This is a genomic window from Paenibacillus sp. FSL R5-0517, from assembly GCF_037974355.1.
Lineage (GTDB): Bacteria > Bacillota > Bacilli > Paenibacillales > Paenibacillaceae > Paenibacillus.
The window spans coordinates 2,281,207-2,293,304 of record NZ_CP150235.1; the positions used below are offsets into that span (position 1 = coordinate 2,281,207).

Consider the following 12,098-nt stretch of genomic DNA (forward strand, 5'->3'; position numbering starts at 1 on the left):
TCGATCAGTAAGGGAGAGATGACACATGGCAAAACAACAAATACGGTTGGGCAAGACCGATCTGGTCGTAAATCCCATTGGACTGGGTGCAAATGCTGTAGGAGGGCATAATATCTATCCGGATATGCTGAATGATGAGACGGGTAAGGAAGTAGTTCGTACAGCTTTGAAACAAGGGATTAACTTTCTGGATACGGCATATATTTACGGACCTGAGCATTCAGAGCGATTGATCGGCGAAGTATTGAAGGAAACCGGTCAGCGTCAGAATACCATCATTGCGACCAAGGCAGCTCATAAGTTGGTGGATGGCAAGATTGTCATGGATAACTCACCTGCTTTTCTGAAGACATCCGTGGATGAGGCGTTGAAACGTCTGCAAACGGATTACATTGATCTGTTCTACATTCACTTTCCGGATGAACATACGCCTAAGGATGAAGCGGTAGATGCGTTAAAACAATTTAAAGACGCTGGTAAAATTCGTGCGATTGGCGTATCTAATTTCTCCATTGATCAGTTACGTGAAGCCAACAAAGACGGGCATGTAGACGTATTACAGTCAGAATATAATCTGTTCAAAAGAGAAGCGGAGAAAGAGCTGTTGCCGTATACGGCTGAGCATAATATTTCTTTTGTGCCTTACTTCCCACTGGCAGCTGGACTGCTCGGTGGTAAATATAATCGTAATACAACCTTTCAGGATGGACGGGCGAAGAATCCGCTGTTCACGGGTGAAGCCTTCATCGAAAATTTGGATAAAGTTGAGCAACTGCGCAGCATAGCACAATCCAAGGATGTTGAGGTTGCTCATCTGGTTCTGGCCTGGTACCTGACGCAGCCTTCGATTGATGCACTGATTCCAGGTGCGAAGAGACCAGAGCAGGTCATTAACAATCTGCAAACATTAAATGTGGAATTAACTGCTGAAGAAATTGCCGTCGTGGATCAGATCTTTCGTTCATGAGTTCGGGTGAATCGGGAAATGCTAACAGGGAGTTTACGTTTGAAGACAAAGTGAGGACACAACATGAACCTGAAGGCAGCCCGAGTCATCGGATTGTTCACGCTAATTATTTTGCTGGGTAGCAGTTCTGCTTATGCGAAGCCTGTACAGAAGAACCGTCAGTATTATGAGGAACGAGGAGAGATCGTGTGGGAAGTTCCCACACAGGATAAACTCATCGCTCTGACCTTTGATGATGGACCAGATCCGGTTCAGACTCCGCAGATTCTGGCATTGCTTCAGCAATATCAAGCCAAAGGAACCTTTTTTGTACTAGGCAAATGGGCAGAGAAATTTCCTGAACTGATTAAGCAGGAACAGCTCGAAGGGCATGAAATCGCCAATCATACGTATGCGCACACGTATGCAGTCCGATCAACACGTGCGGACAAGTACATGAAGGATATGAACGCAGCGGAAAGTTCCATCATTGAAGCGGGTGCGGAGCGGCCCTTGTTGTTCAGACCGCCTGGCGGTTATTACAATGATATGGTCATTCAGGCTGCCAAACAAAAAGGGTATACCATCGTACTCTGGTCCTGGCATCAGGATACACGAGACTGGGCTTCCCCAGGTGTGTCGGCTATCGTTAAAAAAGTACTGAATAACGCCCGTAATGGGGATATTGTACTCTTCCATGATAAGGTGGAAGGCAAATCCCATACGGTAGCTGCACTCAAAACGATTTTGCCAAAGTTACAGCAGCAGGGATATCGATTCGTGACGGTGTCTGAGCTGCTTGCTGTGAAGGCACGTGAAGCTGCGAAGGATGGGGCTGCACCTTCTTCTTCGTTGAAGCATGTGAAGCCCTAGATATTGCAATTCAATTAGAAACCGCAGGCCTTGGGATATAGAGACCTGCGGTTTCTTTATATTTGATCTCCATATGAAACATGAATCCAGGAGTGGGAAGTGTTGTCTGTCTCCCTTTTGTTTTGAAACCAAAACGTCTACAATAGATGGAGCTTTGTATGAAGAGCTACTTGAACCATGATATGAATGATGACATAGAGGAGAGTGAACATGATGAATGGACAACAACGAATAAATATTAAACCGGGTCTTGAAGTCGACATTGTATTGAAGCAGGACCAAGCTACAGGTAAGCTGACACGTGGCATTGTAAAGGATCTGTTAACCAAGTCCCCTACCCATCCACACGGAATCAAAGTACGACTGACGAGTGGCCAAGTTGGACGTGTGAAACAGGTCATTACAGGATCGAACTAACTGTGGCTCAAGGCGTTGAAATGAGCACGACCGCAGAAGTAATGGCACATCTGGCTTCGGGTAATGCACGTCAGCAGGACGCATATCGCGTAATACAGAGCAGTGGTTTGCTCGAACTATTAGCTGCCTACCACCCCTATCCGGCGGGCACAGTACCGATTGATGTTGATGTTCCGGGCAGTGATCTGGATCTGCTGTGTTATGCGGAGGATCTGGATGCCTTTGAAGCTGAGATGTATGAACAGATCGGAGCGATTGGTGAGTTTCAATGTGTTCGTGGTGGGGATCTTCCAGACCAACGTCCTTATGTGACTTGTCATTTGCAAGTGGGACATTGGCCTGTGGAGATTTTTGCCCAATCCGTGCCAGTTAACAGGCAGAATGCATACCTACATATGATTGTGGAGTGGAGATTGTTACAACTGTGGGGAGACGCAGGACATCGTGAGATCCGCAGACTAAAACAAGCAGGATGGAAGACGGAGCCTGCATTTGCTTCTGTACTTGGATTACAGGGAGATCCATATGTGGAGATGCTGCATCTGGCCGAGATGAAGCGTGAAGAGCTCTGGAGATGGGCGCGTTCACGCACGTTTTTTTAAAATGTCTATTTGAGATGAACTAATCATTTACACGATAACGGAGAGGACAGAAAAAACCTGAAAAAGCGAAGCTACAAGCTTTCTACAAGAAAGCTACTTCTAAAGCATACACTTCGCCTAAAAGCTTTCTGAAAGAAAGCTACATCGGAAGCATATGCTTATTACCGGATTTTCCCTTTATCAAGGGAATCAAAAAATCTGGGAATAACAGCGATTGGAAAGTGCTTCTGTCATCGAAGTGTCAGTGTAAATAACCTTTGCTCAGATCAGAAAGATGGCTACAATCGTCGTTACCGTAAGTCCCAGCAATACAGGCTTCAGGTTGCGTCTTGCAAGTTCAAAAGGACTGACTCCGCAGATTGCAGCAGCAGGAATTAACGCCCATGGAATCAAGGTTCCGCCACCTACCCATATGGCTGCAACCTGACCCAGCGCGGTCAGCACAGGTGCAGAACCTGCCGAACCTGCGAACATGGACGCAATCGAGCCAACCAGGGAAATACCCGAGAACCCCGAACCATCCATTCCGGTCACTGCTCCGGTCACCGTCATTGTAATTGCGCCCACGGTTCCATTCAGTGGTACCAGTCCAGCAAGTGCGACCCCGAGATCATTCACGATCCCGTGAGAACCTTCAGGAAGAGGGTTGCTGAACAACTCCGTAATTGCAGCATCTCCCAGATAAAAAAACGCAGCTATGGGAATAACCGGTCCAAATACCTTGAAACCAAACTGAAATCCTTCTATTAAATAATGGGTCGTTTCCTCAGGTCCAGCATGACGATGTGCGGCAAGGGTGACAGCGATCAGTATGACCACAGCGGTTCCACCAATCAGAGCGGTTGCATCGCCGCCTTGCAACTTCAATACAAACATCAGAATCACATCAACTGCGAATAACAGAGGGATAAGCAGTGCAAAAGCTTTTTGCAGACGGGGTGACATCACTTGACCTTGAACAGGCTGATTAGCAGGTAGGGTGGTGGGCACAGTCTCTGATGAGGAAGAGGGTTCCGTGCTCACGGTACCTGATATGGCATCTGGGGAATGAACAGGTGAGCCTGATCTCATCTCTTTGCGCAGCATCCAGAAGGCTGTAAGGGTAGATACGGTTCCCATGACAATAACCAAAGGGATGCTGGCCGTCATGACGGAAGTAACGGGTAGACCGGCTGCATCAGCTGTGAGTTTGGGAGCCCCCTGAATAATGTAATCTCCTGACAGTGCAATCCCGTGTCCAAACAGGTTCATGGCAATGGCAGCTCCAATGGGAGGAAGACCTACACGCACCGCTACAGGAAGAAGAACTGCACCGACGAGTGCTACGGCCGGCGATGGCCAGAAAAATAGCGATACGACCATCATAATCAATCCGATACCCCAATATGCGACCTGAGGAGAACGGATAAACCGGGTGACGGGTGTCACCATGACCTCATTAATACCGGTTCTGATCAGAACACGGCTCATCGCTACAATAATCGAGATGATAAAGATCGTACTTATCAATTCTTTTGTTGCATAGATAAAACTGCTGAAGATCCCGGCAACTGAGCCGCTTAAGGTTTCGGTTGCCAGAAGTCCAATGGTCATAATACCCGCGACACAGATGATCGTGGTGTCCCTGCGCCGGATCATTACGGCGATGATCAAGACGATAAATGCCAGATAGACATAATGTAATGCAGTGAGTTGAATATTCATTGAACAGGCCTCCCTACATCCTGGTGAATAACCCAAGGAGTGATATATCGTATGCATGTCAAGACCGGGCGTTCGTGGAGTCCGGGGCTTGCTACATCATTTATTTTTAGGGAGAAGCTTCAGAGTAATAATGAAGGATTTTTTTTACAACTGGAGAATTTATTACAACATGAAGCTTGTTACTATCGAAATGGGAGCGGATGAAAGTCACCAGAATTGACATATGAAGGTCACGGGAACCCATAGACAATGGCAAGCAAGGGTGATTACAATAAACATGCCATCATAAGGAAGAAAATAGAAAAATGATGTTGAATCAAAAAAAGTGTGTGTTCAAAAGCAGACTTCTTGAACTACCTCCAAAAGGGCGGGAATCCATGAACTTGATCCGTTCACTTCGTTTTAAATTTATCGTGGGTCTTACATTGATCATGCTGCCACTATTCATGCTGCTTTATTACAACAACGTCTACGCCATGAAAGTCGTCCGTGACAAAGTATCCCTCACCAATATGAGTCATCTCGCCAAGAGTGTGGAGCAGAATGAACGTGTATTACAGGAGACGAATCGGTATTTATATAGTCTGGGCGAGAGGGACCCGGATATTATCTCTCTGTTTTTTCTGAAATATGGCAGCGGCGATTATATTATTGCCAAGCAACGAATTATGAACAAATTCATGACAGATATCGGTTTTTATAATCTAATCGATTCTTTTTTTCTATATGATGCCGTGAATGATGATCTGCTGCTCGCCACTTCAGGCAATTATGATGTCAAAAAGTCGGTTGTGCAGGAGAGTATGCCTGTCCAGATGCAGCAATTGGAAGGGGATATCCAGAAGCCGGAATGGAGCATCGTGCGTGGCGGGACGTGGAATGCACTGGTCAAAACGGTGCGAATCAACCAGCAGTTCTATGCAGGTGCACTTGTCGATATGAATGCATTGAATCACACACAACCATTCACTGAATCCGGGGATCGGAGTGGCGCAGTTATTGTTGGAACAGACGGTGGCGCATTATCTGATTCCACTTTGACTACTGCACAGATTCAGCTTGCTGCAGCGCATCTTCCTGGCCTGAAAGATCCGTATCAGGTGATCTCCGAAGTTGTGAACAAGGGAGAAGCACGTCAATATCTGATGTTGGGTATTGCCTCGGCGATGTCCCAGATGAATTATATCGTGCTGCTGCCTGAGGAAGACATGATGCGTAACCTCCCGTTTTTCCAGCAGATCATTCGTCTGCTCCCCATCGGTGCGGCAGTAATTCTGGTTACTGCACTGATCTTTTTGCGGCATCTGTTATTCCGCCCAATGAATGCGTTGATTCGAGGTATGAGAAGGGTGAGCCGTGGAGATCTCGATGTGAAGCTGGACCCGCCATCTTCTTCGGAACTTGAATTTATGACACGAAGTTTCAATCAGATGACCAGTGAGATCAGGCATCTGAAGATTGATGTGTATGAGGAACAACTGCGAACGCGGGAGGCAGAGTTCAAACAATTACAGATGCAAATTAATCCTCACTTTTACCTGAATTCACTTAATATTATTCATAGTCTGGCTTCCTTGCAAAAGCATGAGTTGGTGCAGCAGATGGCGGGTCATCTTGCCGATTATTTTCGATTCAGTCTGCGCGCAGGCAAACGTGTCATTCGTCTGGATGAAGAGCTGGAGCACATTCGTCATTACTTGGAAATTCAAAAGCTGAGGTTTCCAAGCAGATTCGATTTTGAACTGGATGTCGAACCGAATCTGGAGCATTATGTGATTCCTCCTTTAACCATTCAGCCCTTTGTGGAGAATGCCATTATTCATGGATTTCAGCGCCGGACGCAAGCCTTCGTCATTCGGATCGTGGCACGTTTCGGTACGAACTCATCCGGTCAGGTCGATGGCACGGTGCTTCAATTGATGATTGCAGATAATGGTGTCGGATTTGATAAGGAGTTATTGGAGCGTCTGCAACATGGAAAGTACACTGAAGACCCGAGTGGACAGCATATCGGTATATGGAACGTGGCTCATCGGCTTTTAGTGAAGTATGGTGATCAAGCCAGTTTGCAGTTTGGAAATGGGGCGGATCATGGCGCCAAAGTCATCATTGATTTGCCCGCACAGACCGAAGAGGAGGAAGGGGGAGCCCATGCGGAACCTGTTGATCGTGGATGATGAAGTGTATGCATTACAAGCGATGGTGGAAGGCGTTAACTGGCAAGCAGCAGGCGTCGAGCAGGTATTCAGTGCTTGTGATGCCGAAGAGGCAAGAGAAATCTTAAGAGCAAATGCTATTGATATTATGATCTGTGATATCGAGATGCCTGGTGAAACAGGACTTGACCTGCAAAGCTGGGTGTTAAAACATGATCCAGGCATACTGACCATTTTCCTGACAGGGCATGCTTTATTCGATTATGCTCAGACAGCCATCAAGCTAAATAGCTTTGATTATGTGTTGAAGCCGGCTCCAGCGGATCAATTGATTAAGGTAGTAACCCAGGCGGTGGAGAAGATCAAGGATGGAGAGCAGCGTACCCGTACCAACGAAGTTTATGAGACCGTATACAAGCGCTGGAAGACCCATAAACCGCTACTAACAGAACGCTTCTGGAAAGATGCCATCTCTCAGCGCATCACGTTAACCAAACAACGGTTGCAAGAGCTCGCAGAATTGTATGGTGCCGAGATTGATCCGCAGGCTCGTGTGTTACCCATTGTGATCTCTGTAGAGGAGTGGCTGCGTGAGTTTGACCTGCGCGACGAGGAGGTGCTGGAATATGCGCTCCGTAATGCAGCCAGGGAGATCCTGCTTGGCAACAAGCCGGGTGAGGTGTTTCAGGATCAAAGTGGATTGAATATTGTACTCGCTTACGAGCAAGACGGCATCATCCCGAGTGCGAGCGAAGTGGCACAACGTTGTCAGGGGTATATCCAGGATTGTGGTACGTATTTTTACTGCCGCTTGTCCTGTTATGTTGGTGTCCCGGTTGCTGTAACTGAACTGCAAGGCATGTTAAATGAACTGATGGATATGGAACGCCGCAATATTAAGGAGCTTGAAGAAGTTTTTGTCTATGATGAGCGGGGAAGAGATCAGGAAGATCGCTTTTTGCCTATTCCATGGTTTTCGGAATTATCCATTCTTTTTGAGACGGGGAAAGTAGGGGATTTGCGAGAACGTGTGGATGAAATTTTTGAATTGCTTGCTGCCCAGGAGGGATTGTCTCCTGAAATGCTGCATCTCTACTACCATGCCATGCTGCATGTGGTCTATCCACTGCTTCATCAGAAGAACGTGTCAATACGCAGTCTGTATCCGGGTGAACGGGAGCCGGAAGAGAGTATGGTGACAAGGTCGCTGCCGCAGTTGAAGCAGTGGACGTCGGATCTGATTGATCGTGTTATCCCGGTGTTGTACCCGGACGATCATAGTCCTATGACCATTGTGGATCAGTTGTGCGTTTATATTGAAACCCATATTGGTGAAGAACTTATGCGAGAGGAACTTGCAGCTTTTGCCGGATTCAATCCCGCTTATCTATCCCGTCTGTTTCGGAAAGAGAAGGGCATGTCCCTATCTGAGTTTATCCTGCAGGGCAGAGTAGCTAAAGCGAAAACGTTGTTGTCCCAGTCCACCGTCAAGGTAACGGACATCGCTGGCAAGGTGGGGTATTATAATTACTCGCATTTCACCAAAATGTTCAAAAAGTGCACGGGGATCACACCACAGGAGTTTCGTAAACAGTCACGTACCGTATAGTCCAGGGCGCAGCATGCTGCGTCTTTTGTTTTTTTTGGTACTAAAGTCATAATTTGATAAGTCAACAGGTCACCACAGCAGATAGAGGTCTTACTTTCCCCGCCGTATACTTGAACCACAGGAGCCGCAACGGAGCTTCATCCTGAGGAAGAATTCAAGAGGAGTGAGGGAGAACAAGTTATGAAGACACAACCCCAGGCGGGTAAGGGAGTACGGATATCGGAAATACCGGGAGAAACAGTCCGAAAGCGCAAGTCTGTGTGGCACAATCTTGGCAAATTCAAGGTGCTGTATCTCATGTTCTTGCCAGGTGTCCTGTTTCTGCTGGTGAACAACTATATGCCGATGTTCGGCGTTCTGATCGCATTCAAAAATGTAAACTATGCTGATGGTATTTGGGGAAGCCCGTGGAGTGGATGGGACAATTTCAAATATTTGTTCTCAACCAGTGATGCATGGGAAATTACCCGAAATACACTCGCGTATAACACCGTGTTTATTGCACTGAATCTCTTTGTAGGTGTCGGGCTTGCTATTCTGCTCAATGAAGTGAAAAACAAGGCAATGTCCAAGTTATATCAATCACTTATGTTATTGCCGTATTTCCTGTCCATGATTGTGGTCAGTTATCTGGTACTGGCTTTCCTGGGCAAGGATTCAGGGTTCATGAACTCCACAATTCTGCAGATGTTCGGCGGTCAGCCGATCGACTGGTATTCCGAGCCGAAGTATTGGCCGTATATTTTGCCACTGGTGAATACTTGGAAGAACATTGGATATTATGCCGTCATCTATCTGGCAGCTGTCGTGGGTATCGATGAAGAATACTATGAAGCAGCTGTGCTCGATGGAGCAACCAAATGGCATCAGATCCGCTTCATCACCATTCCGTTCCTCATACCATTAATCGTCATTATGACGTTATTGCAGATTGGCCGTATATTCTATGCGGACTTCAGCCTGTTCTACCAGGTTCCATTGGAGTCAGGAGCACTGTTCCCTGTAACAAATGTACTGGATACTTATGTATATCGTACGTTCCTTATCGGTGGAGATATCGGAATGTCATCAGCAGCAGGTCTATATCAAGCCATCGTCGGATTTGTGCTGGTTCTTGTATCCAATACCATTGTAAGACGAATAGATAAAGATAATGCATTATTTTGAGAGGAGGCAAGTCAGCTGTGAAATCACATGATCCACTAGCCGTATCGAAGCGTTCCGCATCCGTTATTCATGCGATGTTTCTATTCTATGCCGTTGCCTGTATTGTGCCGATCCTGCTTGTCTTCGCCATCTCATTTTCGGACGAGACAACCGTAATTGCCAATGGATATAAGCTTATTCCAGAGAAGTTCAGCCTGACGGCTTATGAGTTTCTGTTCAGAGATATGGATCAGATCCTTCACTCGTATGGTATATCCTTTATTGTTACCGTTGTAGGTACCATAACAAGTGTTGCGCTGACCGCATTGTATGCGTATCCGCTCTCGCGAAGAGATCTGCCTTACCGGGGCTGGTTCGCCTTTTTCATCTTTTTCACAATGTTGTTCAATGGAGGTCTGGTACCTTGGTATCTGGTCTATGTCAATGTATTGGATCTGAAAAACTCCATATTGGCACTCATACTGCCGCTACTGCTATCCCCATTCTTTGTACTGGTTATGCGTACATTCTTCGCGAACTCCATTCCGGTGTCCATTCTGGAATCCGCTCGGATTGATGGTGCAGGAGAATTGAGAACGTTTGCACGTATCGTACTACCGCTCTCTCTTCCCGTTATGGCAACCGTCGCGTTGTTCAGTACACTGAATTACTGGAATGACTGGTACCTTAGCATGATTTTTATATCAGATAACCGGACGATCAGCCTTCAGTACCTTATGTATCGAACGCTGCTCGATATTCAATATTTAACAACCAACTCCAACGTCTCTTCACAGATTTCGTCGCAGGGTGGCTTGCTGAATCTGCCTAACAAAACGCTGCAAATGGCGATGGCTGTGGTCGGTATTGGTCCCATTGTACTGGCATATCCGTTCTTCCAGCGTTATTTCATCAAAGGTCTTACGGTTGGCGCTGTGAAGGGATAACTCTGAACCGGTTAGCGGAGAGGGCAAGGTAAATGAAGATGGACTGAAAGGGCATATACAGAAGTAGTTACAGGTTTATTTGTGAATTGGGGAAATCGGTTGTATGGTTCAACACATGACAGGAGGGGTTCAATTGGTTAGATCATTAAAGGTATGGTCACGCATGATGGCAACAGTTATGGCGCTGAGCCTGGTGCTGGCAGCTTGCTCAACAGACAAGGGTGGAACAACAACACCTGGCGCAGAAGGCGGAGGAGCAAGTGAAGGTGGGGGCAAACCCTACGAAGTGACACTGTTTTATCCAGGGACACCACAGAAGGATGTCGCTCTGGTGGAAGCCGAGATTAACAAAAAGATGGAGCCGAAGATTGGAGCCACGCTTAAGATCAATGCGATTGACTGGGGGCAATGGGATAACAAGCTGAATCTCATGATCTCCTCGGGTGAAAAATCAGACATTATCTTCACTGCAGCTTGGCAGAACTACACGGTGAATGTAGCGAAAGGTGCATTCTTGCCATTGAATGATCTGCTGGATACCTATGGTCAGGATATCAAGAAAAACCTGGACCCTGCCTTTCTGGAAGGTTCCCAGGTGGACGGCGTGAATTACGGGGTTCCTACGAATAAGGAACTCGCTGCCACACGGGGTGTGTTGGTACGTAAAGATCTGGCTGACAAGTATAAGCTGGACCTGACGGCTGTAAAGACTTGGGCTGATCTGGAGCCACTGCTCAAAACAATCAAGGAAAACGAGCCAGGCATTACACCATTCTATATGTCCAACACCAATGGTAACGGGCTGTTAGAGAATCTGGATTGGGATTATCTCGGTGATGCTTCCGTACCTGGAGTGATCTCCAAAACTGCAGGCGGAACAACGGTTCTGAATGAAGTGGAGACGCCTGAATTCAAAGAAGCGGCTGAACTCGCCCGCAAGTGGTATCAAGCAGGATATATCAATAGTGATGCTGCTACGTCCAATGTATTTCCGAAAGACCAAGCGAAGGCTGGAAAAGCGTTTCTCTGGACAGATGGCATGAAGCCAGGCAAGGATAAAGAAGAAGAAGGGTATGTGGGTTTCCCACTGACTCAGATTGAGATGACACAGCCGACAATCACGACAGGTGATGCATCTGGAGCAATGCTTGCAATCTCCCGTTCTTCCGAGCAACCGGAGAAAGCGATGCAGGTCATTAACCTGCTGCATTCCGACAAGGAAATTAACAACTTGCTGAACTTCGGAATTGAAGGCACCCACTATGTGAAAAAAGACGGACAGGATAATATCATTACTCTCCCTGAAGGCGTAGATGCCAACAGTCGTACCTACAATCCAGGTGCCCAGTGGCAGCTTGGTAACCAGTTCCTGAACTTCCTCTGGGATAATGAAGACCCGCAAAAGTGGGAAAAGTTCAAAGAATTTAACGCCAAAGGTGTGAAGTCCCCAGCACTGGGCTTTACATTCAACAGTCAATCGGTCAAAAATGAAATTGCTGCAGTCAACAACGTGAACAAACAGTTCAAGCCGGGCATGACATCGGGCGCCGTTGATCCAAATGAAATGATTCCGAAATATCTGGAAAAATTGAAAGCAGCGGGAATTGATAAAATTATTGCAGCCAAACAGGAACAACTCGATGCATTCCTTGCCAAAAGTAAATAAAATGATCATCAGTTATGCTAAGAGACTTGTAT

The 12,098-nt window shown here is 46.7% G+C and carries 10 protein-coding genes; 9 read left to right on the forward strand and 1 reads right to left on the reverse strand.

Translation table 11 applies throughout. The features are described 5' to 3' along the window. The first annotated feature begins 25 nt into the window (after window positions 1-25). The 4 genes from MKX40_RS10270 (at window position 26) to MKX40_RS10285 (ending at window position 2,838) form a co-directional block, all read left to right on the forward strand. On the forward strand, window positions 26-967 hold the full coding sequence (locus MKX40_RS10270) for an aldo/keto reductase (protein WP_339241274.1): 942 nt from the start codon (window positions 26-28) through the stop codon (window positions 965-967). A gap of 63 nt (window positions 968-1,030) precedes the next feature. Then, entirely contained in the window at window positions 1,031-1,819 is a 789-nt protein-coding gene (locus tag MKX40_RS10275) for a polysaccharide deacetylase family protein (protein ID WP_339241276.1), read from the forward strand. Window positions 1,820-2,032: 213 nt separating this feature from the next. After that, window positions 2,033-2,236 carry a YwbE family protein gene (locus MKX40_RS10280; protein ID WP_339243006.1) on the forward strand — a complete coding sequence of 68 codons (204 nt, stop codon included), beginning with the start codon at window positions 2,033-2,035 and terminating at the stop codon, window positions 2,234-2,236. Window positions 2,237-2,238: 2 nt separating this feature from the next. Further along, window positions 2,239-2,838, forward strand: a complete 600-nt coding sequence (locus MKX40_RS10285) for a DUF4269 domain-containing protein (protein WP_339241278.1) — start codon at window positions 2,239-2,241, stop codon at window positions 2,836-2,838. A gap of 261 nt (window positions 2,839-3,099) precedes the next feature. Here the strand turns inward: MKX40_RS10285 and MKX40_RS10290 are convergent, their stop codons facing one another. Beyond that, window positions 3,100-4,542: a hypothetical protein gene (locus MKX40_RS10290; protein ID WP_339241280.1), complete on the reverse strand. Its 1,443-nt coding sequence runs from the start codon at window positions 4,540-4,542 to the stop codon at window positions 3,100-3,102. Between the two features lie 377 nt (window positions 4,543-4,919). Between MKX40_RS10290 and MKX40_RS10295 the strand changes: the two genes are divergently transcribed. The 5 genes from MKX40_RS10295 to MKX40_RS10315 all read left to right on the forward strand — a co-directional run bounded on the left by MKX40_RS10295 (window position 4,920) and on the right by MKX40_RS10315 (window position 12,066). Then, complete coding sequence (locus tag MKX40_RS10295; RefSeq protein WP_339241282.1) at window positions 4,920-6,719, forward strand: sensor histidine kinase; 1,800 nt, start codon at window positions 4,920-4,922, stop codon at window positions 6,717-6,719. Then, entirely contained in the window at window positions 6,694-8,307 is a 1,614-nt protein-coding gene (locus MKX40_RS10300; RefSeq protein ID WP_339241284.1) for a helix-turn-helix domain-containing protein, read from the forward strand. Before MKX40_RS10295 ends, MKX40_RS10300 begins: the two co-directional genes overlap by 26 nt. A 180-nt stretch (window positions 8,308-8,487) precedes the next feature. Beyond that, complete coding sequence (locus tag MKX40_RS10305) at window positions 8,488-9,474, forward strand: ABC transporter permease subunit (RefSeq protein WP_339241286.1); 987 nt, start codon at window positions 8,488-8,490, stop codon at window positions 9,472-9,474. Window positions 9,475-9,491: 17 nt separating this feature from the next. Beyond that, window positions 9,492-10,400, forward strand: coding sequence for a carbohydrate ABC transporter permease (locus MKX40_RS10310; RefSeq protein ID WP_339241288.1), 909 nt, complete (start codon window positions 9,492-9,494; stop codon window positions 10,398-10,400). A gap of 133 nt (window positions 10,401-10,533) precedes the next feature. Beyond that, entirely contained in the window at window positions 10,534-12,066 is a 1,533-nt protein-coding gene (locus MKX40_RS10315; protein ID WP_339241290.1) for an ABC transporter substrate-binding protein, read from the forward strand. The last annotated feature ends 32 nt before the right edge of the window (window positions 12,067-12,098 follow it).